Raw genomic sequence first — 24962 nt, 5'->3', positions numbered from 1 at the left:
CTGAATGGATTTGAAGTTCAGGTTGGTTAACTTCTGACTCAAAAACCCCTCGATCTGATTCGAGGGGCTTTATTTTAGGAATTGATTTGATTAATTATGAATTGAAAATTAACCGATCCATTCTAAAACGGCTTCTTCTTTTGTATTGGTGTGACGTTCTGGGGTTTCACGATTAAAGTTCATGTGAATAGAACGAGTTTGTTCACCGTCAGCAGCCACCGCCATAATTGGATAGTCAATCACACCATCGGGGAAGGAAACTTGAATGCGGAACGTACCATCCGGATTCAGTTTAATGGGTCGTCCACCAATCGTAACCGTTGCATCGGGTTCAGTCGCACCGTAAATGATTAATTCGGCTTCCGCAACTAACCAGAACTTACGGGGACGAACAGGAGGTATAGAAGCCCCCATTCCCACACCGGACATTCCCACACCGGACATGGTTAAGCCCATTCCATAACCCGACATATTCATTCCCGCACCAGAAGCCGTTAAACCAGCGCCAGAAGCGGTTAAACCAGCACCAGAAGCCGTTAAACCAGCGCCAGACATCGTTTGTCCGACACCAGACATATTCATTCCCACCCCAGACATCCGTTCTCCAATTGCCGCACCAGAAGCGGTTAAACCAGCGCCAGACATCGTTTGTCCAATTCCTACTCCAGAAGTGGTTAAACCAGCGCCAGAAGTGGTTAAACCAGCGCCAGACATATTCATTCCTACTCCAGACATCCGTTCTCCAATTGCCGCACCAGAAGCGGTTAAACCAGCGCCAGACATATTCATTCCCACTCCAGACATTCGTTCTCCAATTGCCGCCCCAGAAGTGGTTAAACCAGCGCCAGACATCGTTTGTCCGACACCAGACATATTCATTCCCACTCCAGACATTCGTTCTCCAATTCCTACTCCAGAAGTGGTTAAACCAGCGCCAGACATCGTTTGTCCAATTCCTACTCCAGAAGTGGTTAAACCAGCGCCAGACATCGTTTGTCCAATTCCTACTCCAGAAGTGGTTAAGCCAGCGCCAGAAGTGGTTAAACCCGCACCAGACATCGTTTGTCCGATTCCTACTCCAGAAGTGGTTAAGCCAGCGCCAGAAGTGGTTAAACCCGCACCAGACATCGTTTGTCCGATTCCTACTCCAGAAGTGGTTAAGCCAGCGCCAGAAGTGGTTAAACCAGCGCCAGACATCGTTTGTCCGATTCCTACTCCAGAAGTGGTTAAGCCAGCGCCAGAAGTGGTTAAACCAGCGCCAGACATCGTTTGTCCGATTCCTACTCCAGAAGTGGTTAAGCCAATACCAGAAGTGGTTAAACCAGCGCCAGACATCGTTTGTCCGATTCCTACTCCAGAAGTGGTTAAGCCAATACCAGAAGTGGTTAAACCAGCGCCAGACATCGTTTGTCCGATTCCTACTCCAGAAGTGGTTAATCCTACTCCAGAAGCAGTTAATCCTACTCCAGACATGGTTTGTCCAATTCCAGACATGGACTTCGCCATTCCTACTCCAGAAGCAGTTAATCCTACTCCAGAAGCAGTTAATCCTACTCCAGACATGGTTTGTCCAATTCCAGACATGGACTTCGCCATTCCTACTCCAGAAGCAGTTAATCCTACTCCAGAAGCAGTTAATCCTACTCCAGACATGGTTTGTCCAATTCCAGACATGGACTTCGCCATTCCTACTCCAGAAGCAGTTAATCCTACTCCAGAAGTGGTTAAGCCAGCGCCAGACATCGTTTGTCCGATTCCTACTCCAGAAGTGGTTAAGCCAGCGCCAGAAGTGGTTAAACCCGCACCAGACATCGTTTGTCCGATTCCTACTCCAGAAGTGGTTAAGCCAGCGCCAGACATCGTTTGTCCGATTCCTACTCCAGAAGTGGTTAAGCCAGCGCCAGAAGTGGTTAAACCCGCACCAGACATCGTTTGTCCGATTCCTACTCCAGAAGTGGTTAAGCCAGCGCCAGACATCGTTTGTCCGATTCCTACTCCAGAAGTGGTTAAACCAATACCAGAAGTGGTTAAACCCGCACCAGACATCGTTTGTCCGATTCCTACTCCAGAAGTGGTTAAGCCAGCGCCAGAAGTGGTTAAACCAGCGCCAGACATCGTTTGTCCGATTCCTACTCCAGAAGTGGTTAAGCCAGCGCCAGAAGTGGTTAAACCAGCGCCAGAAGTGGTTAAGCCAGCGCCAGACATCGTTTGTCCAATACCAGAAGCCCATTGACCCACACTAGAGGGTAAGACGTAGGAACTTACCGTTTCTTCGTGTAAGGAAACTTGGTGCATGGAACCAAATAATGAACCTGTAACTCTTGTTGCTTCTAGATCATCTATACCAAAAATCTCTTTGTAGAGGCGATCTTCAGTATCACTTCCAGGTTGAGTGGGTGGGGTCAATTCTGCAAAGGTTTTACCCTGAAGTTCCTCATCCCAAGATACGGTGATGAATTGATCCTCGATCCAGTCTGAAGGATATATGGGCGGAATACGAATCGCCGCAGAACGAGCCAAGATCAACCAGCGACCATCTGCACAACGATAACCAATTTCTATCACATATTCGCGATCGCTAACAGGAATCGGTACATACCATTCCCGAGCAAGTTCATCACAGGGATATTCCTGAATGCTGTGGGGACTTTGATAGGCTAGGTTAATCTCTGTAACATCGTAAATTCTCAGAGTGAGTTGTTCTCCTCCTTGGCGGCGAAATTCTTCTTTGTGTTCGCTAGAGACATCCCAGTACGCATAAGCCCATTCTGGATCTCTGGCCATCAACACAATGCGACTTAAACCATATCCGATGGGTAAATCAGCGAGTTCTTCGTCTACAGAGGACAAAACTTCATCTACTTGTTCTGCTTGACCGACTGAAAATTTGGCAGCTTCTACCTCCTCTTGAGACTTGAGTGTTGAGGCGGAGGGACTGGATAATCCCATTCTTTGGCGTTCAATTTCTTGAATAGAGGCTAAAAGCTGTGATTTTCTCATTCGACTATAACGCGAGATTCCGTATTCACTCGCAACTTTACGCAGTTGTCTCAATGTCATCTCTTCTAAGGGGGGACGATCTTTAACCATGAGCTTGATGTTCTCCACTTCTAACAACAACAATTTAGGTGTATCTGTAGCTTTTCTTTGGGATCGTGGGGATCGCTTAATTACTCAATATATTGAAGAATATTTTTCGAGTGGTCAAGGGGGGAGTGCAACAAATTATAAGTAAATGTACGGATTTATCGGCAACTCGGGGATCGTATTGTCATCAAATGATAACATTTTAGCAAATTGGGGATCAGCTTTGACAGTCACCTGTGAGCAGTCAACAGTAGAAAATCAAAAATCTGTAGAGACCAACCCATACGGATCTCTACAGAAGTTGAGAATTATCTAGAAAACGGTAAACTGTAAATTCAAAGCAGAAGTTGTGAGGTCAAACGCTTTCTAAACTTAGGTTTGACCCAATTGTGGGCGTTCTAATTGCCCGCCGCGACGCTACACTATTTATCGAACGACCCGCCAATCCTCGATTTGCCAGAGATCCTGTTGTTTGACAAGCTGATATCTAACTCGGAGTGTTTCATCGCGAGAATCAACAGGTTGACCATTTTGATAAAATCGAGTCGTCTCGCTCACTTGAGCATCAATGACAGCTTGATTGGGATCATTAGGATCAATCTGAACATCATTAATTGTGAGATTATGTTGATAATTGCGATAAGAATTTTCAGATTCAATACTTTGGGCAATTGCCACCCACTGCGCTAGAGCGGGATCAACCAATATGTCTCGTAAGGCTTCGATCTGATGTTGGGGGCCTAATGCCGCCGCCTTAGTATCTAACCATTTCTGAACCACTTGTTGAGCAACTTCGGGAGTGAGTTCTGCTGTTAAAGGATTTTGAGGTTCAGGCGTGGGTATGGCAACAGGAGGCTGATCAAGTTGTACCATTGCCTGTTGATTACCCCCTCCAAAAGCGCCAGAGACTAAACCCCATATAGCAGATAGGATTAACCAAGCCAACCATAGCCCCAGAACACTAGCCGCACCCAATAGCAGTAAACGACGAAGCGTTGAAGGATCAAACTTTGTAGAGTTGTTGTGGCGTCGTGTTCCTGGCGTTCGTCCTTCAGTAGAACTCTCTTGACCCAATACAGGGCTAGTAGATACCGTTGTTGAAGATGAACGGCTAGACCCCGACCCAGATGACTTAGAACTACTCGGGATGGGTTCACTCAGTCGCGGCGGCATCTGTCGGGAAGCTTGAGAAAGTTCTGATTCTGTCAGGGGTGGGGATGCTGATAACTCACTTTTCACCGTCGAGGAGCGTGACGGCGAGGGAGAAGACACTCCCGTTGCAGGTGAAGGTGTTGCCGCCATTGAGGAGGTCAATGTCACCGTCGTCGTTCCGGCACTTGCTCCCCCTAACTTGGAAGTTGGGGTTTTCACAGAGGAGCTTTGAGACTGAGAGCCTAACATCGGTTTTGGAGTCGCGACAGTACCGCTAGAAGGGTTGTTACGACGGGGTTGTACCACGACCCACTCATTAGCAGTTCCCACTTCCGAGGAGAGGGATTCTAAATAAGATTGAACGTGTTCATCAGCAAAATAATCTTTGAGAGAAACAGAACGATTGACTAAATCCCGAAAATGAGGAAATACCTCATCTTGCAACCATCGTTCCGCATAGAGACACAATCCCGGTAATAAATCGGGAGAATCTTGAGAATTTTCGCGAATATAGGCAATAGGTTCGCGTTCCTGGCTCAACTCTAAAGCACGACTGGCTTCTTCAGTTTGACCCAATAATAACGAACACACCGCTTTTTCCAGATGCACATCTTGGCGCCGACCCAACTGCATTAACATCAATTTTGCTTTACGAATTAAAGCCGGTTGTCGGTTGGCAAACCCTTGAGCAATTTGAGCATAAACCGCTAAATAAGTCGCTACCGCCGAGGGACGACGAGCTTCCGTTTCAAAAATCGTCTGTTGTTCAGTTGTCGTCAAATAGCGGCGTAATTGTTGGACAAAGCGGAGAAAATCTTCAACACTCAAACCCGACTGATCATCGCCGTGGCCGTCAATTCCTCCCCGTTCGTGCAGCATTTCACGTAACAGTTGCATTCCTCTGCGTCGTTCAGCAACTTTCTCATCTGGCTGCTGCAACAGTTCTAAAATGCGGTAAGGTCGGAGTTTGTAGAGGTCAGCTTGCATTTCCCCTCTCAAACTGGCAAACAGATTTTCTTGTAACAAAATCTCTTGGCCGGTTTCTAGAGATGCAGCGGCTTTTTCGTACTGACCCTGTTGCCATTGTTCGCGCCCCAACTCCAAATAAGCCAGAGCAACAGTCAAAATCACATCCGGCAGAATCAGGTTGGGATCACCAAAACGACCGTCTTTGATGCCCATACTCCCATTGCCGAGATAAGGGAGAGTCAGCTTGATGACTTGCTCATATTCTCCTAACTCTTGCAACACCAGTAAAGCACCAACAAAATCTTGATCATCAATTTCGATACTCGGTGTATGAGTCTCATTGGCTGATCCAGAAGATGAGCTTTTGGAAAGAGTAATGCCAACAGGGGCTGAAGCTTTAGGGTCTTCAGTGTCGTAGGTTTTCGCTAAGAAGCCCATATCATAAGCTTGACGCTGATCCGTATCGGACAGCACCCCATAAGCTTCGTCAATCAATCGCTTGCGCGATCCGATCGCCACATCAGAATACTCCCGTCTGGGTAGTTGCATGGTGCGATCGCGGTGAGCCTGCTTCAACTGTTCAGCAGTAGCCTGAATTGGTAAACCTAAAATTCGGTAATAATCGAGTGGAATACGCACGGGCGACTTCCCCAACGGCGAGCGACTGATGTAGCTATACTAGCGAAGTTTGTCTCAGATGAGGAATTTTTCTAGGAAACACTCTATTGAGCTTTTCAATTCATCGACCTGTTGACAACTTGAGGCCCTTGACCCGGATATACAAGATAACCAAAGTTCAGGGAGTGTTCGTTATTTTTGCTACCCGATTAGTGTACCAGAATCTTTCTATAAATAGTGCAAGAAAACCTCAGCTCGCGCGCAATCGTATCGTCTTCAGCATTGGAAGTGCTAACGTATACAGGGTTATTCTTGCTGAACTCAATACATGGGAAGTCCCGTGGGCGACGGGATCAAAACTGAGCCAAATAATAGATGAGTATTGAACTTATCTGTTTTGCAGTTTTCTATTGCCATCTCAAGTTTATTCGTTTATTTTGAGAGAATGCTGATCTCAATAGCAATTCGCCATCAGTCAATGCCACGCTGGGTCGTCACAGTTCGCAGATATCTTAGCTGATCAATAGTGCAAACCTCTCGTCAGGAAAGCGTCAGTAGTTCACAATAGTGATAATTAGTCATAATTTTGTCACTCCGGCATGGGTCGGTTGGGATCTAACAACATTTCTACACAGGTATTAAGACAACAATGGTTTCCGAACGCGAACGTACATTACCGACTTTTGAGGCTGATCACGCCAGCATTACCCACGAAGAAGGTTTAATCCTCTACGAAGATATGGTTTTGGGCCGCTTGTTTGAGGATAAATGCGCTGAGATGTATTACCGAGGCAAAATGTTCGGTTTTGTTCATCTCTATAATGGCCAGGAAGCGGTGTCGAGTGGCATTATTAAAGCGATGCGCCCGGGTGAAGATTTTGTATGTAGTACCTATCGCGATCACGTTCATGCTTTGAGTGCAGGTGTTCCCGCCCGAGAAGTGATGGCTGAGTTATTTGGGAAAGAAACGGGTTGCTCTAAAGGGCGTGGCGGTTCGATGCATATGTTCTCTGCTCAACACAAACTCCTGGGGGGGTTTGCTTTTGTGGCTGAAGGGATTCCTGTGGCGACGGGGGCGGCTTTTCAAACTAAATATCGCCGGGAAGCCTTGGGTGATGAAAGTGCCGATCAAGTCACGGCTTGTTTCTTTGGGGATGGGGCTTGTAATAACGGCCAGTTCTATGAATGTCTGAATATGGCAACTCTGTGGAAATTGCCAATTATTTTTGTGGTTGAGAACAATAAATGGGCGATTGGGATGGCCCATGAACGGGCGACTTCTGATCCGGAAATTTATAAGAAAGGCCCGGCTTTTGGAATGCCTGGATATGAAGTCGATGGAATGGATATTTTAGCCGTTCATACCCTCGCCAAAGAAGCGGTTACTCGCGCCCGTGCTGGTGAAGGGCCGACGTTAATTGAGGCGCTCACTTATCGCTTCCGAGGTCATTCTCTGGCTGATCCTGATGAACTCCGCGATCAAGAAGAAAAAGAGTTTTGGTTTTCTCGTGATCCGATCAAAAAGTTAGCTAACTATTTGATTGAAAAGGATTTAGCAAGTGCTGAACAACTTAAGGAAATTGATCAGAAAATTCAAGCTGTGGTTGATGATGCGGTCGAATTTGCTGAAAGTAGTTCTGAACCTGATCCGAGTGAACTCTATCGTTTTGTGTTTGCTGAAGATCAATAAACTCAAAAACGATTAAAATTGGGCTGCGTTTGTCGAGTTTTGAGTCAAAAAAGAACTGAAATCGTCAGAAACCCAAATCCTCAAAATTAATGATTTTGTTCTTCTTTTGCTAACGTCTCATCTACAACGCAGCCCTAATATTAAGTCCCCCAACTTTCACGGCTGAAGTTAGGGCTTCATTATTCATAACTTATAATTCATCATTTAGAATTCATAACTCATAACTCATCATTTAGAATTCTGTTCAATTTGAGATCCGGAGAGAGGACAGGGGAAACCGTAGAACCATGTTAAAAGCAGAAGCGAAGGGATAAACATGGTACAAGCTGATCTATTAATTCAGGCAGGTCACGAAGGACGAACTTCAGGGGCAACTGGGGCTGATGGCCCGCTCGGGGGTGAACAGGAGTGGACTCCAATTGTGGCAGATGAAGCCACTCGCATTTTACGGGAAGCGGGAGTAAAAGTTATTCGTGAAGATGCTTTTTTAGGGGGCAAGTATGATGTAAAAGTTGCAGTTTTTGTTCATTTTGATGCGTCTAGTCCGAGTTGTAGCAGTGGTGCATCGATTGGGTATGATGATAGTACAGATCAGGATGCAGCTAAAGCCTGGAAGGAACTTTATTCTCAGTATTGGCCGTTTAAGTGGATGCCGGATAATTTCACTTCAAATTTAAAAAATTATTACGGTTTTAAGTATACTCGCACTTCTGACGCTGAATTGGTTTTAGAGTTTGGAGAACTGACTTGTTTAGAACAGGCTGAATGGTTAAAGCCGCGTTTAAAGTGGTTAGGAGCGTTATTAGCTCACTTTTTAAGTCAACGCATTAATAAAGGTAATATTGCCGATCCTGGGCCGTTTGGAGTGGGTTCAGAACCGCATTCAGATCCGTCAAACTGGAGTCAATTTTATGCGGGTTTACAACAGGAAGGCTATATTATTCCTTATCAGGGTGTGGAAAATCCAACCTTAAGACGGAAATTAGGGAAGATTAAAGAGCCTTTTGGTGAATTAGTTGAGTTTAAAGATCAGAAGTTTGTTCAGGGAAAAGTGGCTTGGTTTGCCGGGAAAAAAGATCAACTGATTGCTGATGATGAAACAGCGACTTTAACCGGGGAAGTCTTGCGGTTGCTGCCAAATGATGACTATTATTGTGCGATGCGTTGGAATTATCAAGCGGGAATGCAGTTTTGGAAAAACCGTCATTTACTGGTTGTAAATCCCCAAAATGATCGGGCGGTTGTTGTACGAGTTATTGATTGGGGGCCAAACACAGAAACCGAACGAATTATGGATCTTTCTCCTCAAGCTTTAGAATCGCTAGAGGCGAAAACGGATGATGTTTTACTGTGTGCTTTTTCTAATACGAATCCAACAAGTCAAGTTTTAGGGCTGATTTCTTAAAAGAGTTGATTCTTGTAGGCGATTGCTTTTCGGGAGTTGGAGTAATCGCCGATTGGATTAGACTGGAAATCTTAATTTTTGATTGCCTCAGTTTGAATTTTATTTAAAATCTGCTCAAAATGGTATTGTTAAAGTAGACAACTTACTGGATAATAGAAAATCTAAAGTTCATCTCAAGAAATAGTGACCCGTGAACAAAAAAGCCAATAATCAAGGAGTTTGCAACTTGCTAGAGATTGGGTATCCGATAATGATCAAACTCAGTCAACAATTAGCTTAGGGTTCAGGGCCACTTAATTTTAGGGGGAACTCACTTATGACAGTTCAAAAAGCTGTGTAAAAGCTGATGAAGCTGTTGTTAGAGCGTTCGTAAAGATATAGCGACGCTAAAAGTAAGTTTTCGCAAGATCTGGAAAAAAATTTTTTTTAGGGTTAATCTGCGAAAAAGATAGCGGCAATTCCTATAACTAAATACCAGTCTATGGACAACATACACACTCAACTCCGTCAACTCGTTGCCGAGGCTTGTACCTATCCTCCTGAGAGTGTAGAACGTCGGCAAAGACTCAATCAGATTATTCGTAAAATTATGCGTTCGGGTAAGCTGTGGAGAGAGAAGACCGAATATTATAACGACGCACTTCAGGAAACTTGGGAATACTGCTGTGGGCATTTAGAGGAGTACGATCCGGAACGGGCCAGTGTGATTACCTGGCTTGACAACCACTTAAAAAAACGGCTGAGAAGTTGGCGCGATCGCGCCAATCGGCAGCTAAACCGTCAAATTACTCCATCCAATACTGAAGCAAACTTTACAGATCCCATCGAGAGAGTAGTGGCTGAATTTGATATTCAACCCGTTCTCGAAATTTGGGAAAAAACCACAGAATGGGTCAACAAAGATCCCGATCACCTCTTATGTAAAACCTGCTTTAGAAATTGTCCTGATGTTAACTGTCAGGTTCTCTTTCTCAGACGGTTTCCATCAGAGACACCCTGGAATGATATTGCCTCAGACTTTGACCTCACACCCGCAGAAACCAAAGATTTGCCGAAATTTTACAACCGTAAGTGTTTACCCCTTTTACGAGAATTTGGTACTTCTCAGGGGTATATTGACCCTGCTAAAACTCGGACCAAAAGGAAATCATGATCAGTCAATTTATGCAAACCCTAGATGATTTCTCCATTCCCTTATTTATCCCTTCTCAAGCTAAATCATTAGCTGAACAATTTGCCGCCCAACAACCCACTCCGCAAAAAGCGACTCAGGTTTATCTCAATACTCTGGCGGTGTGCATCGTCAATAACTATTTGCGAATTATGGGAATTCCCACCAATTTAACAACCGGAGATAGTTGGAACCCCTCTGTTCGTTTGTATGCAGATGTGGCAGACTTGGAAGTTGTCGGTCGAGGTCGTTTAGAATGTCGTCCCATTCAGGTTCCTGAAGATCTCAACTCAACAGCTTGTTCGGTTCCTGGTGAGGTGCAAAGCGATCGCATTGGTTATGTGATTGTAGAACTGGACTTAGAACAGGAATTAGCCACATTGTTGGGCTTTGTGGAAACGGCGAATGATTCGATCTCGCTTAGACAATTGCGATCGCCGGATGAGTTACTCGAACATCTGCTCTCATCCCCCCAGGCTGAAACCGTCCCAACTTCGGTCAATTTACGTCAATGGCTGCAAAATACAGTCACCACAGGTTGGGAAACGGTAGAAACTCTATTATCTCCGGCTGAACCCAGTTTTGCGGTGCGGGGAGGAGAGACAGCCGTGATTGAAAATCCTGATTCTGTGGCGTCTGTGATCCGGTTATTAGACCCCGATCAAAGTGAGGAGGTTCGCGCTCAAGCGGCGGGCGACTTAGGTTACATGGGCGTTAGCAATTCGACAACGATTAACGCTTTAACGGAACTCTTGGCAACCGCAGAAGACGAAGAAACCCGTTGGCAAGCCGCTTTGAGTTTAGGGAAACTAGACCCCAATCATCCTCAAGCCGGAATTCGACGAGTCAGGGCGATCAATTTGACCTCGAAACCGAACTCCGAACAAGTGGCGTTGATGGTGGCGATTATGCCGAAAGCCAATGATCGGATTGGAGTCTGGCTGCAAGTTGAACCGCTAGGGTCTTTGACGGTTTTACCAGGGGGTTTAGCATTGAGAGTGTTGTCGATGTCGGGAGAAACTCGTCTACAGGTAGAAGCGAGAAGTGATCGTCAAGGGTCTGGTTTAGATCGAACCATTGGACGTCGTTTTAGTCCACCCCCAGAAACGGGTTTTCAGGTGCAATTGCAATTCGGTTCAATGATTGTGACAGAAGATTTTCTGGCCTAATGATAATTCTCCGACAAAATTTCAAGAATGCAGGTAAAAGTACCCAATGCAAGAGAATAGAGGGGAGAAATTGCGATCAACCCCTCAAAAGAAAGATTTGCTATAGATTTTGGCTATCTGTACAATATATTGAAAGATAGCAATAGTGGGACTCGTAAAGCAACAGATCAAAATGTTGTCTCATTTTAGAACCCCCAATGGGTGCGGTGTGCAGAGTCAAATCGATAAGATAGGATAGCCTCTATGGGCAAGGTCGCAATACTGAAGGTTGGTCATGGTAATTTCGAGCAAGGCTTCGATGTTTTGCTTCAGATCAAAACCGATGATAACTGTCTTTTGGCTGAACTCGAAGGTCAACTTCCTCCAAACCCGGGTTTAGAAGGATGTTATGTGAGTTGGCAAACTCGTTTTCGGCGTTTGCAAGGCGCGAGTCAGTCGAGTCGGCGTCTTAACACTGAAACTGAAGAAGCTTGGGAAATTGATGAAAGTTTTCAAAGTAATTCTTCGGCTGTTGATGATTTTTCTCGCTGTCAGCGTTTGGTGCGAGATGTCGATAAACGCATGAAAAAATGGCTGCAATCTTCTACTCCGAAATGGCAATGTATTCGGGAACGTTTGAGGGTTGAATTTGCTCAAGGTGAAAGTGAAATTCGCCTTATTATTCAAACCAAAAATCCTCGACTGTGGAAGTTACCCTGGCACGTTTGGGATTTACTCGAAGAATATCATACTGGCTTGGGTTATACTTTACCGGGATTTAGTGCCAATTTTACGCCTGTAAACCGTTCAAGTCGCTCCAATAAAGTCAGAATTTTGGCGGTTTTAGGAGATCAACGCAATCTGAATTTACAACCCGATCAAGAAGCGATTCGGAAGTTGAAAGGTGCTGAGGTGACGTTTCTACATCAGCCTCGTTCTACACAGTTTATTAAGACGCTTCGCCAACCCAAAGGTTGGGATATTTTGTTTTTTGCCGGACATAGTAAGACGGAAGAAACCACGGGTCGAATTTATCTAAGTGAGAAAGAAAGTTTAAGGCTGGATGAGTTTAAAAATACTCTCAAAGAAGCGATTAATAATGGTTTAAAAATTGCGGTGTTTAATTCCTGCGATGGGTTGGGATTAGCCCAGGAGTTGATTCAACGAAAAATTCCGGTTGCAATTGTGATGCAGGAGTCGGTGCCGGATGTTGTGGCTCAGTCTTTTTTGAAAGAGTTTCTGGCAGAATATTCGACGGGAAAACCTTTATATAAATCCGTTTATCAAGCTCAACAACGACTGGAAGATTATCAAGAATTACCCGGAGCAACTTGGTTGCCTCTGATTTTTCAAAACTTAGCGGATGTGCCTCCGAGTTGGCAACAGTTACGCCAACCGACAGTGAAAAAGAAAGAGATTGAAGATCGGGAAATATCCGAAGCTAAAGTCTTGAAGAACCGCAAACAAAGGCGTCGATTTCTTCGCATTATTATGGCGGTTAGTGCGAGTTTAATTGCAGCTTTTTTAGTGATTTTTATTCGAGATTTTGGGCAGTTAGAGTTTTTAGAGTTGAAAGCTTTTGATCATTTCATGCGATCGCGTCCGGCAGAAACGCTAGACTCTCGAATGTTAATTGTTGATATTACTCGCCAGGATGTTAATACTCAAATTAGACCGCCTAACGAAGGAAAATATAAGTCTCTGAATGATGGCTATCTCGAAGAATTAATTGAAAAACTGGCAGTATTAGAACCCCGTGTGATTGGCTTAACCCTTGATCGTGATTATCAACTCAAACCGGAATATAAGAGGCTAATTAATCGCTTTAAAGATGATGATCGATTTATTAGTCAATGTGATGTCGGAGAAGATGCCTTAGATTTGGGTCGCGCCCCTTCTCCTCATGCAATTCAAGGTGCAAACTGGAAACATAGAATTGGATTTAGCGATCAGGTTATCGATACAGATAGAATCATTCGGCGTCAATTATTGAGTCTAGAACCTCCAGGAGATCGGCAAATTTCGCCCTGTCAAAGTGAGTTATCTTTTAATTTGCTGATGGCGTTTCGTTATTTGGCGGATGAGGGGATAATTACCGAAGAAATTTATCAAGAAAGACGAGATTTTGAGTTGGGTAATGTCACACTGACTCGTTTGCCGATGAATACGACGATCTACGATGATCAACTTATTGATGTGGCTCATGCACAATTGCTGTTAAACTATCGGGCAACAGGCGGTGAAATTGCACCCAAAACGAGTCTAACTGAAGTCTTAAATGGTTCAGTTGATCCGGCTTTAGTCAAAGATAAAATTGTGTTAATTGGCACGAGTGTTCCCGAATTTGAAACCGTTTATTCGACTCCCTATGGAGAAATGTCCGAGATTTTTCTTCAGGGTCACATGATTTCACAACTGGTGAGTGCTGTTAAAGATCAACGACAACTGTTAGGATGGTGGCCTGACTGGAAAGAGAATATTTGGATTTTAGTTTGGGCGTTAGTTGGCGGTTTACTCGCCCGTTGGTTCCGTCCTGCGATTGCGGTTGGGGTTGCAGTACCGATGCTTTGGGTTTTGCATCGTTATAGTTATATTTTGCTGATTGAACAGGGATTATGGATTCCATTTGTTCCGCCTGCATTGGCTTTAGCAGCAGCATTAATAGCAACTACATTAATTTATCGTCTTCTCAAAGTTTAGAAGCGTTTACTGATGAATTAAAGCGGGGTAATTGCCAGTCTTCGGGTTGAAATTCACTTAAAGAATTGAGAATTTGATCGGCTTCGAGATAGAGTTGTTGATCCATATCTGCTGCCGGAACAGCCACCACAGCCATTCCTGCTGCTTTGGCGGCGGCAACTCCCGCTAAGGCATCTTCAAACACTAAACAATTTTCCGGTTTAGCCCCTAAACGTTGGGCGGCGAGTAAGAAAATATCGGGTGCAGGTTTGCCATTTTTGAGTTGGGGATCATCACCCCGAATAATACATTGAAACATCGAAAACCATTGCTGATGACTTTGAGTTTTGGCCGCATAGGGACGACTACTCGAACTGGTGGCGATGGCTTGAGGAATGCGATGAGTCGCCAAATGTTGGGTGAGTTCAACCGCACCTTCTAAGGGCGGAACATGGGCATAATATTGATAAATAATCGCATCTTTTTCGGTGAGATACGCTTCAACGCTTAAGGGAATTTCGAGCATTTCAATAATGAGTTTTGCTGAATCATGGGATTTTCGACCTCGCAATTTACACATTAAAGAAGGCTCGATCAATTTGTCATAACGACTCGCCAACATTTGGTTAACTTTGGCATGGAGAGGTTCTGTATCTAACAGTAAACCATCTAGATCGTAAATAATATGTGTGATTTTTGAACGGGTTTCCATTGATAAAAAAAAGTCAGAAATAAAGGGTGATATGACTAAAATTTGGGGTTCTCTCTCTTTTCTCTAAAAATTTAGTCTAACCCGGAATATTAGAGTAAATTTAAAGAAATTTAGAGAGAGTTGATCAGTTCTCTCTCTTTTCCCTGATTTTAGGACTTTAGACAAGCCTGGAGAGTGGGAATGAAGTCTTCTAAACTCGGAGTTGAATAATTGACTTGTTTGGCTTGATCATCCCAAATTCGCAGCTTGATGGCATCTTTTGCATAGGGATGATTAATAAATGTGGTTGCTTCATCGGGCGAAAAAATTCCCCCTTGTAGGTTCAAACTGTGTTGAGACGCGGGGGATAATGTTTGCCAATATTCGGAATTGGTGATACAAAGATAACGTTTAGCTGCGACATGAAGACGAATCGGTTCAGTCACCGCCGAACTAAATAATAAGCTCAAGAAAGGTAAGGCACAATACTCATGGCGATCATCAATTCCGCGTATGGCGGCATCTTCTCCCCACTGATGAATGAGATGTCCGAAGTCATGCAATAAACAAGCGGTGATCAGTTCAGAAGAAGCATCATTAGATTGTGCTAATGTCGCAGATTGTAAGGCGTGTTCGAGTTGACTTACGTTTTCTTGACCATATTGTTCATGACCCCGAGTTTTAAGGATTTCAATGATTTGTTCAAAGCCAAGTTTCATGGTGGATTGGAATTGAATCATAATTACAATTAATAATTTTAGAGATAAGGTTGAATTATAGAGTCCAAGATTGTAAACAAGTCCAGCAGCCGTTAGAATATTTTTGATAAAATCGTAATTCCCATTGAGTTAGAGATTCAGGATTAATCGTATTTTCAGCCAGTTTTTTTAAGGTTTCATGGTGTTGGGGTTGAAATTTATAGGCGAAACTAATATGAAGCCAGTCTTTGAGTCGAATATTTTCCTCAATAGGTTGACGGTGCATGATTTCGGCAAAGTTAGCGATTAGGTGTTTTAAACCGGATGCTTTTAATTCTAAACCATGCCACTTCGGTTTGAACATCATCTGCACAATTTTTATATCTAAAGAGAGATTTTCAGATTGATGATAGATTTGATCGAGACTGTTCAAGTAATCAGGAATCCTATTTGGATTGGCGTTAAAAAATCCGGTGAGGGAACAATGGGGCATATAATCATGGGCGGGATTTTCTCCACAGTGTTCTTGGCTTTTTTGGAAATAAAGATTAATTTGTTCATTGAGTTCTCCGACTGGACAAGCATAGATAATAAATTGTTCAGTGTTCATCATCTTGATCGGGATTTTTCGTTCTTTTAATTTTTAGCTATTATGCCACTCGTTGACCTTGACGAATTACAGAAGTGATGCGGGGAACGATTCCATCATTATGAACGGTGATTAAATCGGCTTGTTTTCCGATGTCTAAACTGCCTCGTTCTTGAAATAAATTAATTGCTTTTGCGGGGTTGCTGGTGACGAGACGCATGGCTTCATAAATCGGTTTTTTAAGCTGATTTGCAATAATAAAAATAGATTGTAACAAGCTATGAGGAACATAATCAGAGGAAAGAATATCAACGAGATCTTGTTGAATTAGTTCCATTGCGGAAATATTACCTGAATGTGAGCCACCTAACACTAAATTGGGTGAACCCATTAATACTTTTAAACCCGATTTATGAGCGGTTTTGGCTGCATCTAATGTGGTTGGAAATTCGGCAATGGTTGCACCATTTTCAACTGCTTCTTGAACGTGTTCTACAGTGGCATCATCGTGAGTGGCTAAAGAAATATTTTTGGCTTGAGTGAGTTGGATAATAGATTTTCGGTTGTTTTCTGCATATTTTTGTTGCAAATCACGACGCATTTTGACAAAGTTTTCCATTTCGTGGGCAGAAAATCCATATTTTCCCATATAATATTCTGTGTATCTTTTTACATCTACAAACTGTCGTTGTCCGGGTGTATGATCCATGACTGAAATGAGCGAAAGTAAGGGATGTTCGCTATAGTCATTGGCGACATCACAAACTTGATCATAGGAAAGTTCACATCGTAAATGTAGGCGATGATCGGCTGTAAATCTTCCGGCTTTTTGTCCGTCTAAAATCACCTCAATCATCGGTCTAAAATGACTCATCCGCTTAGAACCGGGTTTAATATCTCCAATCCCAATTGCATCACAAACCGTTGTAATTCCTGCACCAATTAAATCCCGATCATGGTAAGTTGCAGCAGCTTCTAACGGCCATTTAACGCTTGGACGAGGAGACATACATTTTTCTAAATTATCGGTATGGAGTTCGATTAATCCCGGCATTAAATAGTCTCCCTGACCATTTTGACCCGTGGGAACAACACCAGGTTGAATGTCTGCAATTTTGCCGTCACGAACGACTAAAGTTCCTATCAATTCTTGATCTGGAAGTTGTAGACGATAATTGGTGTAGACTTGTTCATTCATGGTTTCTTAATTGTTAGTTAATCTAAAATTAATCAAGGTTTTTAATTCTCAAACTTTAATATTGTAACGAAAATTCTGCTAAAATTCTAAAGGCGTTTAAATGATGATTAGGATCTCAGCAAGAATGATTATACACGTTGTTTTGTTTAAATGGACAGAAGAAGCGACACCAGAAGCAATTGCAGCAGTTCTAGAGGGACTGAAAGAATTAAAAACTAAAATTCCCGGTATTATCGACTTATCCTGTGGAACCAATTTTTCTGAACGTTCTCAGGGATTTCAGCATGGATTAGTCGTTAAATTTACAGATAAAACAGCTTTGGAGGCTTATACTCCACATCCGGATCATCAAGCTGTGGTGCAGAATTTGATCAAGCCCATTTTAGCAGAGATTCTTGCAGTTGATTACGAAGTTTAATTCAAAGTCATTATGGATCTAATCACCAAAGGTTAATTCTCGCAGACAAAGCTGATTTCTAACTCCTTCGTCGTGAAAGATTCCAATTAAAGCAGAACCTTTGGCTTGACGTTCTTGTAACAGTTGGATTACGGCTTGAGAGTTACTTTCATCTAAAGCAGAAGTCGGTTCATCTAAAAGTAAAATTGGATAATCTACCGATAAAGCCCGAGCAATATTCACCCGTTGTTTTTCTCCACCTGAAAACGTTGTTGGAGATAAACTCCAGAGTCGTTCGGGTAAGTTGAGGTGAATAAAAAGCTGTTGAACTTTTTCATAAGCGGTGTCTATATTTTCCCCTAACTCTAGTAAAGGTTCTACGGCAATCTCTAACGCTGGAACCCGAGGAATAACGCGCAAAAATTGACTGACATAGCCGATTGTTGTCTGTCGCACTTCTAAGAGTTCGTGGGGTTCTAGTCGAGTTAAATCTACCCAATTTTGGTGATGTTTGATCCAAATTGAACCGCTATCAACTCGGTAATTTCCATAAAGTAATCGCATAAAGGTAGACTTTCCTGAACCTGATTTTCCCGATAATGCGACTCCTTCTCCTTGTTTAACTTGGAGAGAGACTTCTTTTAAAACAGAGAGAGAAACACTCCCCTGATTGTGCAAAGTAAAGCCTTTAGAAAGGTTCTCCGCTTTGAGTAAAATAGAATCATCAGAGTCATAAATTACAGACTCAATGGGTTGATGTTTGAGTTGCATTTTTGTCATTTTTTTTCGTTTTTATGATATTAACTAAGGGATGAGAGTCGCACTCACCAACTGTTGGGTGTAGGGATGTTGAGGATCATCTAATACTTGATCGGTTAATCCATACTCTACAATTTTGCCATTTTTCATCACAAATAACCGATGAGCAAGTAACCGTACAACTCCGATATCGTGAGTCACTAAAATAACACTTAAATTTAAAGTTCTCACTAAAGAACGTAATAAATCTAACAATCTTGCTTGTACCGAAACATCCAATCCTCCGGTGGGTTCATCCATTAAAATTAAACGGGGTTGAGTCACTAAAACTCTGGCAATTTGTAGGCGTTGCTGCATTCCTCCCGAAAAAGTAGTGGGAAGTTCATCCATCCAACGACAATCGATTTCAACCTGTTCTAACCAATAGGCAATTTCTTGACGAATTTTACCATAATTTCGCACCCCAATATCCATTAAACGTTCACCAATATTCGCACCTGCTGTGATATTCATCCGTAAACCATCCCGAGGATTTTGCTGAACAAATCCCCATTCTGTTCGCATCAGTTGACGTCGATGGGATTCAGAAATTTGTTGAAAATCTAACCATTTTTCTTGACGGTTTAAATAGTTTATTTTACCCTGTTCGATAGATAAAAATCCAGCAATTGCTTTGAGTAAGGTTGATTTACCCGAACCGGATTCACCAACTATTCCTAACACTTGACCCGAATAAAGCGTAAAAGAAATATCATTACAAGCTTGAGTTGAACCGTAATTTTTACTTAGATTATCTACAGTAAGCAAGGGTTTAATCTTATTCATAGATTATTAACTTATTGATTTTTTTGGGTTAAAATGGCTTTAATTTTAGCGTAAGAAGCTTCAATATATTCTGGCTTTTGTTCGGTTTTTTTCCAACTTTCTCGCAACATTAACCGTTCACACCAGTCTTGCAGTTGAGGATGATTTTCAAGGGAGATATTCATATATTTTAATGTGGGGATAACAGTGCCAACGACAATATCAGCCAGCGTTATTTGTTCGCCCACTAAATAAGGATTGTCACCTAAATACTTTTGATAAAAATCAAAAATAGTTGTAATCTTTTGGTAAACGGCTTCTAACGGTTGTTTCGGATCTTCTGGTAAACCAACCCTCTGTTTTAATAGCGGTAAAGTTGTGGGTAAAAGTTCATTGACTGTTACTAATTCTATCATCCGCATAATTCCAATGGCTTTAGCGTCTTTGGGTGTAAAACTAGGGGTTGGATATTTGGCTTCTAGATAATCTAAAATCGCTAGAGATTCAATTAAGGTAAAATCATCATCAACAAGAGTCGGGATATGATGAAAAGGATTTAATTTTAAATACTCAGCATCAAATTGATCTCCTTGTAAGCTGAGAACGATTTCCTCAAATTCAACTTGCTTTTCTAATAACATTACCCAAACCCGACGACTATTAACAGACAAGGGAGTGTGATAAAACTTTAACATGATTCAAATACTCTATTGATCGTTCGAGTTTTTCGTTTCAATTATACCTTATTTTTGCTGTTGCTGCTGACAATAATCGCTATCTGAACACACCCACATTCTTGTCCCTTGGTCATCCATTATGACTTCATCTAAATAACTTTCTATTGATCCGCAAAGTTGACAGGGTTTATTCCATTTTTCGACGGAAAACGGATGATCTTCAAAGTCTAAACTTTTCACACAAGTATAGGGAGGAATAGCATAAATTCGCTTTTCTCGTCCCGCCCCAAATAGTTGTAATGCTGGAGAATTATTCAGTTTAGGATTATCAAATCGAGGAATAGGACTTGGACTCATTAAATAGCGATGATTAACCATAACCGGATAATCATAAGAGGTGGAAATATAACCATATTTAGTAATATCTTCGTAGAGTTTAACGTACATTGAACCATATTCTTCTAGGGCGTGCATTTTTTGAGTTTGCACTTCTGAGGGTTCTAACCAACGCAACGGTTCAGGAATAGGAACTTGATAAACCATCACTTGACCTTCTTTTAAAGGTGTTTCGGGAATCCGATGTCGAGTTTGAATCAAAGTAGCTTCTGATGTTTTTTCAGTGGTTTTAATATTACAAACTTTCGCAAAAAAACGCCGAATATTAACAGCATTTGTCGTATCATCTGAACCTTGATCAATCACTTTTAAAACATCTGTTTTTCCAATCACAGAAGCAGTAACTTGAATTCCTCCTGTTCCCCAACCGTAGGACATGGGCATTTCTTTAGAAGAAAAGGGGATTTGATGACCTGGAATAGCAACGGCTTTTAAAAGAGTTCGACGAATTGAACGTTTAGTTTGTTCGTCTAGATAGGCAAAGTTAAACCCTTCGTAAGATTGATTTTTAGAATTAGAAATCATGGTTAATTTTTGAGTAAGTTTGTTCTAAACTAAAGGATTAAAATTCGGGTGCCCAAATTTCTGAAAGTGGTAATTCCCAACCCGGAAGCACCTCTGGTACTGTGAGAATCTCTCCATCTTGTAGAATCATTTTTTCAGCATTTAGGCGATAAACTTCTATTGTGCGAGTTCGCGGATCAACTAATACTCCGATTTGGGTTCCGGTTGTTAAAAATGCTTGTATTTTCTGACGCAACTTCGTTAAATAATCAGACTTTGACTTCACTTCAAAAATCAAATCGGGAACCACTTCAGCATAGTTTTCTGTTGTTTTTTTGAGTCGTTCGGCTCGAATAAAAGCAGCATCCGGCGCCCGCACATCATGATCTGTATTGGGTAAGATAAAACCCGCACTTGAGGCTGTAACTCGCCCTAAACGACGAGGACGAATCCAGTTAGATAATTGAGCAATAATTGCAGCAGCAACTTCATCTGATTCTAACCCGGATGGACTCATAATGATAATTTCTCCCCCAACTAATTCCATCTGATAATCTGGGTTTTGACGTTGTAAGTGTTCCAAATCTTTAACCGTTAAAGCTGACATTCTTAAAATCTCCTTTGATTAATACTTCTCGTATAGATCAATTATAAACCAGGCTAAGAAGATAACTTGGAGTAACTTTTAGGAGAACAAGAAGATTGTTCATTTTGGGAAGGTTCAGGATTGATTGAATCAGACTCTTGAACCGAAGAATTATCACTATTGATCTGTTCTTGTTGCATCTGTCGAACTAAATGTAATTCTGCTTGAAAATCGACATAATGAGGTAACTTTAAATGCTGCACAAATCCCTGTGCTTGAACGTTATCAGAATGGGACAAAACAAACTCCTCATCTTGAGCAATTCCCATAATTTCTTCACCAAATTCTTTCGCTCGCATTGCCCGATCAACTAATGCCATTGACATTGCTTTTCGTTCATTATATCCAAAAGTTAAACCATATCCACGTGTAAATTGAGGTGACATTTTTTGGTTTCCAGAAAACTGATTGACCATTTGCACTTCTGTGACTGTAATATCAGCAATGGCGACTTCAAAACCTAACTCCTCTGGACAAATAATCACTTCCACATCTCCCATGCAAACTTCTCCTGCAAAGGGATGATTTCGACCATATCCTCGTTGAGTTGAATAGGCTAAACTCAGCAAAAATCCCTCATCTGCACGGGCTAAATTTTGTAGTCTTTCATCTCGTTCTGCGGGTAATTTTAAAGGATTTTTAGTTAGGTCAAAGGGTTGATTATCTTCGGGAGGTTCGTCTTGAATTAGTCCTTCTTGTCCTAACAAATTTAAAACCGAAGTAACAGCTTCTTCGTTGGGGGATGCTGTTGGCGGTGTGGGAGTTTTATTTTCTTCTGCTGCTAATTTAAAGTCTAATAACCGATGAATATAATCAAAAGTTGGGCCTAGTTTTTGTCCGCCGGGAATATCTTTGAAAATAGAAGAAATTCGCCGTTGAACTTGCATTTTGCTGGTTTCTAACGGTTTACTGTGGTAAAATCGGGGTAAAGTTGTCCGATAAGCTCGAATTAAAAAGATTGCTTCGACTAAATCTCCCCAAGCTTGTTTAATGGCTAAAGCAGCTAAATCTGGGTCATATAAACTGCCTTCACACATGACTCGGTTTACGGCTAAAGACAGTTGTTGTTTAATTTGTTCTATGGTTAATTCGGGTGTATTTGGATCACCTCGTCGTAACGCTTTTAACAATGTTTCTGCATTTTCTATCGCCTGTTGTCCACCTTTCACTGCTACATAAGGCATTTCAATACACTCCTGATTTGTTGATAAAATCTATAGACTTAAATTTGTTGTTCGGGGTAAACCAATAATGGTATTTTCCCTAAATAAAAACACATCAATTCCTAACGGATAACTCTGATGATTTTTATTCCACTCCTCTCTAAAACTTGAATCTAACGGCAGTTTGATCACTTGTTCCTCGGAAATTCCTGGCCCATTTAAGCGAATCGGTTCACAGGGTGCTAATGACTCTATTTGAATTAATAAAGTGGTTGAAAGTTCGGGTTTTTCTGCGGTTCCCCAATTAAAATCACCTAGAGAGGGTCTATTACTCAGTTTTTGAATAATTGCAAAACTAGCAGCTTGAGGATGAGTTGTAAAATGACAACCTGTATGAAATTTTAACCACGCTTTTACATCAGGCTCAAACTCTGAACTTAACCAAACAGTTGTATCTAAATCAAGTAAAGATAAGCACGCCGCAGCACAAGCTAATGTTAATCCAGGAGGAGGCGTGAGTTGAACACAAATCTCTTGAGTCATTCCTGGATAAGAGAGAGCATTTAAAAGAGTCCTGAACGTAATTTGAGCATCGTGAACTCCAACCCGAAACCCGGGGAATTGAGTAATTTTCATAACAATTTTATTGCTCAATCATTTATAAAACTAATACGTTCATAATTTTATTCTCCTCTAGCTAAAGTAAAGAAATTAACTTGAGTTGAAGCGGTTTGTGACTGTTGGGTTTGTTGTTGACGAATCGCCTCTGCTTGCAGGGGTTCTATGACTATTTTTTTAACCCGTTCGCACCAGTCATTATGCTGCATCAAAGCATCAGCCAAAGCCGCTAACTCAGCATGAAAATGTTCGCGCCCCGCAACGTAACCAAAACCTGTTATCATCGGTTGAGAATGAAGTTTGAGTACGCAGCGAGTTAATGTCATTTCTCCTAAGTTAAAAATCTGTCCTGTACCTCCGGCTCGACCCCGAACCTGGGTTAAACCAATTTCTGGTGGACGCAAGAAACTGTATTGGGGCAAAGGTTCTAGCCCTGCCATTTTCTCTTGCAATTGCTCTAACGAAGCTTTTGCTAAAGTTGCCATCCAAGCCTGTCGTTGGGCAAGATTTGACATAATAATTATGTTTAAGGATGAATGAAATTAACTCAACTTGTCTAGACAATTAAACCCGCTAGTCACAAAGTACCTAACTTTGTCAAAATTGACAAGGTTCACCGTGAATCAAATTTGGAATGAACCGTGATACTGTGCCTGTATACGCTCAAATCGCCAATGAGTTGCGACAAAATATCAATCAGGGAGTCTATCAGGTTGGGGATAAATTACCGACCGAAAATCAGTTGAGCGAACACTTTAGCGTCAACCGCCATACGGTCAGGCGGGCGATTGCTTTGCTCAAAAGTGAAGGATTGTTGCGTGTTGATCAAGGTCGCGGTACTTTTGTTGCGGGAATACCGATTCGATATCCCATTGGTAAGCGGGTTCGCTACAACGCCACGATGACTGAGCAAGGGCTAGAAATGAGCTTTCAACTGTTACAAGCTATTGAAATTCCGGCTAGTTTGGTAGTGGCGAATAATTTAAAGGTTTCCTGTGGCGATAAAGTGGCATTGATCGAACGTTTAACTTTTGTTGATGACCAACCGATTAGCATTTCTACAGGTCATTTTCCGCTGTCTTACTTCCCCAATATTTTATCTTTTCAACATAAAATGTGGTCAATTTCACAGCTTCTTAGAGAAGTTTATGGCTGCGATCATATTCGTCAGTCTACGCGGGTTTCTGCTCGGGTTGTTCGTCCCCAAGATGCCCGTTTACTGAGATTACCGCTCAATCATCCCATTTTGTTAGCGGAATCAATTAATGTCGATCAAGATGGTCGGATTATCGAATATGGTATCACACGATTTCGGGGAGATCGCATGGAATTGGTGTTTGAAAACGAGTTGTTAGATACTCTCAATTCCAAGCGATCATCTAAATTATAATTTGAGTTTGAATGAATTTGAATCTGAACTAAACTTTAACTGTATCTGGCTCGGAACATCTTTTTCCATCTCAACAAAACCCTAAACCAAGCTTGAGCCGGTTTGTCATAAAAGGTAAAGATATCACCAAAGGCAACCCTAGAATTGAGATGATGTTCCCAATGTCGTTCGGGGGTTGTAATACAGAAAATTTTACAAATCCATTTAACTCGAGTTGGGGTTTGCCAGTGTTGTAGAGAAACGTGTCTCCACTCCACATGACATTCTGCCAAAATTAATCCTAAAATTGTACCAATCGGTGAGATAATCCAAAATAGAGGAATAAACATTAAGTAAGGAAATGCCCCAAAAAAACCCGTGATCAAAGCGACAGGTTTTTTAGTCAAAATAGCATAGCGAACAAAGCTACGGTTTGGACTATGGTGAACAACAGCATGGAACTTACCAAAAATGTGTTCGGGGACGTGGTAGCAAAACGTTGAAATTAAGTCTCCTAACAGGAGTAGGAGAATA

23 protein-coding genes are annotated in these 24962 nt (G+C 42.0%); 8 read left to right on the top strand and 15 right to left on the bottom strand.

Annotated elements, in window-relative coordinates:
• Positions 1-108: 108 nt before the first annotated feature.
• The gene (locus M595_RS32955) at positions 109-3090 is read right to left on the bottom strand and encodes a DUF4912 domain-containing protein (RefSeq protein WP_023064239.1); all 2982 of its coding nucleotides are present in this window, start codon (positions 3088-3090) and stop codon (positions 109-111) included.
• Here M595_RS32955 and M595_RS30945 point away from each other — a divergent pair.
• Positions 3089-3235 (top strand): hypothetical protein, encoded by a 147-nt coding sequence (locus M595_RS30945; RefSeq protein ID WP_161809799.1) that lies wholly within the window; start codon positions 3089-3091, stop codon positions 3233-3235. The two genes, M595_RS32955 and M595_RS30945, sit on opposite strands and share 2 nt — an antisense overlap.
• A 278-nt stretch (positions 3236-3513) precedes the next feature.
• Here M595_RS30945 and M595_RS01120 read toward each other — a convergent pair whose 3' ends face one another.
• A complete protein-coding gene (locus M595_RS01120; RefSeq protein ID WP_023064082.1) occupies positions 3514-5847 on the bottom strand; it encodes an IMS domain-containing protein in 2334 nt (777 codons plus the stop codon).
• A 628-nt stretch (positions 5848-6475) separates the two neighbouring features.
• Here M595_RS01120 and pdhA point away from each other — a divergent pair.
• The 5 genes from pdhA to M595_RS01095 all read left to right on the top strand — a co-directional run bounded on the left by pdhA (position 6476) and on the right by M595_RS01095 (position 13940).
• Positions 6476-7516 (top strand): pyruvate dehydrogenase (acetyl-transferring) E1 component subunit alpha, encoded by a 1041-nt coding sequence (gene pdhA, locus M595_RS01115; RefSeq protein ID WP_023064139.1) that lies wholly within the window; start codon positions 6476-6478, stop codon positions 7514-7516.
• A 316-nt stretch (positions 7517-7832) separates the two neighbouring features.
• Positions 7833-8921 (top strand): N-acetylmuramoyl-L-alanine amidase, encoded by a 1089-nt coding sequence (locus tag M595_RS01110; protein ID WP_023064217.1) that lies wholly within the window; start codon positions 7833-7835, stop codon positions 8919-8921.
• 481 nt (positions 8922-9402) lie between these two features.
• Positions 9403-10074 (top strand): hypothetical protein, encoded by a 672-nt coding sequence (locus M595_RS01105; protein WP_023064166.1) that lies wholly within the window; start codon positions 9403-9405, stop codon positions 10072-10074.
• Positions 10071-11261: a DUF1822 family protein gene (locus M595_RS01100; RefSeq protein ID WP_023064126.1), complete on the top strand. Its 1191-nt coding sequence runs from the start codon at positions 10071-10073 to the stop codon at positions 11259-11261. The genes M595_RS01105 and M595_RS01100 overlap by 4 nt, the downstream gene beginning before the upstream one ends.
• Positions 11262-11504: 243 nt before the next feature.
• Positions 11505-13940 carry a CHASE2 domain-containing protein gene (locus M595_RS01095; RefSeq protein ID WP_052001678.1) on the top strand — a complete coding sequence of 812 codons (2436 nt, stop codon included), beginning with the start codon at positions 11505-11507 and terminating at the stop codon, positions 13938-13940.
• Here the strand turns inward: M595_RS01095 and M595_RS01090 are convergent.
• From M595_RS01090 to M595_RS01075, 4 genes are all read right to left on the bottom strand, one after another.
• Positions 13930-14631, bottom strand: a complete 702-nt coding sequence (locus M595_RS01090) for an HAD-IA family hydrolase (RefSeq protein ID WP_023064083.1) — start codon at positions 14629-14631, stop codon at positions 13930-13932. The genes M595_RS01095 and M595_RS01090 overlap by 11 nt on opposite strands.
• Positions 14632-14780: 149 nt before the next feature.
• Positions 14781-15350 carry a phosphonate degradation HD-domain oxygenase gene (locus M595_RS01085; protein ID WP_238987003.1) on the bottom strand — a complete coding sequence of 190 codons (570 nt, stop codon included), beginning with the start codon at positions 15348-15350 and terminating at the stop codon, positions 14781-14783.
• A gap of 34 nt (positions 15351-15384) precedes the next feature.
• Positions 15385-15921 carry a hypothetical protein gene (locus tag M595_RS01080; RefSeq protein WP_023064111.1) on the bottom strand — a complete coding sequence of 179 codons (537 nt, stop codon included), beginning with the start codon at positions 15919-15921 and terminating at the stop codon, positions 15385-15387.
• 37 nt (positions 15922-15958) lie between these two features.
• Positions 15959-17095: an alpha-D-ribose 1-methylphosphonate 5-triphosphate diphosphatase gene (locus M595_RS01075; protein WP_023064073.1), complete on the bottom strand. Its 1137-nt coding sequence runs from the start codon at positions 17093-17095 to the stop codon at positions 15959-15961.
• Positions 17096-17219: 124 nt separating this feature from the next.
• On the opposite strand from M595_RS01075, the gene M595_RS01070 reads away from it, so the two are divergent.
• Complete coding sequence (locus M595_RS01070; protein ID WP_023064175.1) at positions 17220-17513, top strand: Dabb family protein; 294 nt, start codon at positions 17220-17222, stop codon at positions 17511-17513.
• Between the two features lie 18 nt (positions 17514-17531).
• Here the strand turns inward: M595_RS01070 and phnL are convergent, their stop codons facing one another.
• Genes phnL through phnG form a run of 8 tightly spaced genes read right to left on the bottom strand, consistent with a single transcriptional unit; the run spans position 17532 to position 23574 of the window.
• Positions 17532-18272 carry a phosphonate C-P lyase system protein PhnL gene (gene phnL / locus M595_RS01065; protein WP_238987002.1) on the bottom strand — a complete coding sequence of 247 codons (741 nt, stop codon included), beginning with the start codon at positions 18270-18272 and terminating at the stop codon, positions 17532-17534.
• Positions 18273-18296: 24 nt separating this feature from the next.
• Positions 18297-19076: a phosphonate C-P lyase system protein PhnK gene (gene phnK / locus M595_RS01060; protein WP_023064156.1), complete on the bottom strand. Its 780-nt coding sequence runs from the start codon at positions 19074-19076 to the stop codon at positions 18297-18299.
• Positions 19077-19087: 11 nt separating this feature from the next.
• Complete coding sequence (locus M595_RS01055) at positions 19088-19750, bottom strand: glutathione S-transferase family protein (RefSeq protein ID WP_023064151.1); 663 nt, start codon at positions 19748-19750, stop codon at positions 19088-19090.
• A 48-nt stretch (positions 19751-19798) separates the two neighbouring features.
• On the bottom strand, positions 19799-20653 hold the full coding sequence (locus M595_RS01050) for an alpha-D-ribose 1-methylphosphonate 5-phosphate C-P-lyase PhnJ (protein WP_023064245.1): 855 nt from the start codon (positions 20651-20653) through the stop codon (positions 19799-19801).
• A gap of 37 nt (positions 20654-20690) precedes the next feature.
• A complete protein-coding gene (locus M595_RS01045) occupies positions 20691-21239 on the bottom strand; it encodes a Uma2 family endonuclease (protein WP_023064163.1) in 549 nt (182 codons plus the stop codon).
• Between the two features lie 53 nt (positions 21240-21292).
• Positions 21293-22462, bottom strand: coding sequence for a carbon-phosphorus lyase complex subunit (locus M595_RS01040; RefSeq protein ID WP_023064212.1), 1170 nt, complete (start codon positions 22460-22462; stop codon positions 21293-21295).
• 30 nt (positions 22463-22492) lie between these two features.
• Positions 22493-23077, bottom strand: coding sequence for a phosphonate C-P lyase system protein PhnH (gene phnH, locus M595_RS01035; RefSeq protein WP_023064180.1), 585 nt, complete (start codon positions 23075-23077; stop codon positions 22493-22495).
• Between the two features lie 47 nt (positions 23078-23124).
• Positions 23125-23574: a phosphonate C-P lyase system protein PhnG gene (gene phnG, locus M595_RS01030; RefSeq protein WP_023064207.1), complete on the bottom strand. Its 450-nt coding sequence runs from the start codon at positions 23572-23574 to the stop codon at positions 23125-23127.
• 119 nt (positions 23575-23693) lie between these two features.
• On the opposite strand from phnG, the gene phnF reads away from it, so the two are divergent.
• Positions 23694-24449, top strand: coding sequence for a phosphonate metabolism transcriptional regulator PhnF (gene phnF, locus M595_RS01025; RefSeq protein ID WP_040483399.1), 756 nt, complete (start codon positions 23694-23696; stop codon positions 24447-24449).
• A 35-nt stretch (positions 24450-24484) separates the two neighbouring features.
• Here the strand turns inward: phnF and M595_RS01020 are convergent, their stop codons facing one another.
• On the bottom strand, positions 24485-24961 hold the full coding sequence (locus M595_RS01020) for a sterol desaturase family protein (RefSeq protein WP_052001677.1): 477 nt from the start codon (positions 24959-24961) through the stop codon (positions 24485-24487).
• Position 24962: the final 1 nt, after the last annotated feature.

Source organism: Lyngbya aestuarii BL J (assembly GCF_000478195.2).
In the GTDB taxonomy this organism is placed as follows: domain Bacteria; phylum Cyanobacteriota; class Cyanobacteriia; order Cyanobacteriales; family Microcoleaceae; genus Capilliphycus; species Capilliphycus aestuarii.
This window is presented reverse-complemented; position numbering and strand designations above follow the sequence as displayed.

Bases quoted from the DNA above. Each gene is read 5' to 3' on its own strand.
- phnH (WP_023064180.1), bottom strand. From the start codon at position 23,077: ATGAAAATTACTCAATTCCCCGGGTTTCGGGTTGGAGTTCACGATGCT.
- M595_RS01040 (WP_023064212.1), bottom strand. From the start codon at position 22,462: ATGCCTTATGTAGCAGTGAAAGGTGGACAACAGGCGATAGAAAATGCA.
- phnK (WP_023064156.1), bottom strand. From the start codon at position 19,076: ATGAATAAGATTAAACCCTTGCTTACTGTAGATAATCTAAGTAAAAAT.
- M595_RS01095 (WP_052001678.1), top strand. From the start codon at position 11,505: ATGGGCAAGGTCGCAATACTGAAGGTTGGTCATGGTAATTTCGAGCAA.
- M595_RS30945 (WP_161809799.1), top strand. From the start codon at position 3,089: ATGAGCTTGATGTTCTCCACTTCTAACAACAACAATTTAGGTGTATCT.
- phnG (WP_023064207.1), bottom strand. From the start codon at position 23,574: ATGTCAAATCTTGCCCAACGACAGGCTTGGATGGCAACTTTAGCAAAA.
- phnL (WP_238987002.1), bottom strand. From the start codon at position 18,272: ATGACAAAAATGCAACTCAAACATCAACCCATTGAGTCTGTAATTTAT.
- M595_RS01110 (WP_023064217.1), top strand. From the start codon at position 7,833: ATGGTACAAGCTGATCTATTAATTCAGGCAGGTCACGAAGGACGAACT.
- M595_RS01100 (WP_023064126.1), top strand. From the start codon at position 10,071: ATGATCAGTCAATTTATGCAAACCCTAGATGATTTCTCCATTCCCTTA.
- M595_RS01090 (WP_023064083.1), bottom strand. From the start codon at position 14,631: ATGGAAACCCGTTCAAAAATCACACATATTATTTACGATCTAGATGGT.
- M595_RS01085 (WP_238987003.1), bottom strand. From the start codon at position 15,350: ATGATTCAATTCCAATCCACCATGAAACTTGGCTTTGAACAAATCATT.
- M595_RS01105 (WP_023064166.1), top strand. From the start codon at position 9,403: ATGGACAACATACACACTCAACTCCGTCAACTCGTTGCCGAGGCTTGT.
- M595_RS01075 (WP_023064073.1), bottom strand. From the start codon at position 17,095: ATGAATGAACAAGTCTACACCAATTATCGTCTACAACTTCCAGATCAA.
- phnF (WP_040483399.1), top strand. From the start codon at position 23,694: ATGAACCGTGATACTGTGCCTGTATACGCTCAAATCGCCAATGAGTTG.
- M595_RS01050 (WP_023064245.1), bottom strand. From the start codon at position 20,653: ATGATTTCTAATTCTAAAAATCAATCTTACGAAGGGTTTAACTTTGCC.
- M595_RS32955 (WP_023064239.1), bottom strand. From the start codon at position 3,090: ATGGTTAAAGATCGTCCCCCCTTAGAAGAGATGACATTGAGACAACTG.
- M595_RS01055 (WP_023064151.1), bottom strand. From the start codon at position 19,750: ATGTTAAAGTTTTATCACACTCCCTTGTCTGTTAATAGTCGTCGGGTT.
- pdhA (WP_023064139.1), top strand. From the start codon at position 6,476: ATGGTTTCCGAACGCGAACGTACATTACCGACTTTTGAGGCTGATCAC.
- M595_RS01080 (WP_023064111.1), bottom strand. From the start codon at position 15,921: ATGATGAACACTGAACAATTTATTATCTATGCTTGTCCAGTCGGAGAA.
- M595_RS01045 (WP_023064163.1), bottom strand. From the start codon at position 21,239: ATGTCAGCTTTAACGGTTAAAGATTTGGAACACTTACAACGTCAAAAC.
- M595_RS01070 (WP_023064175.1), top strand. From the start codon at position 17,220: ATGATTATACACGTTGTTTTGTTTAAATGGACAGAAGAAGCGACACCA.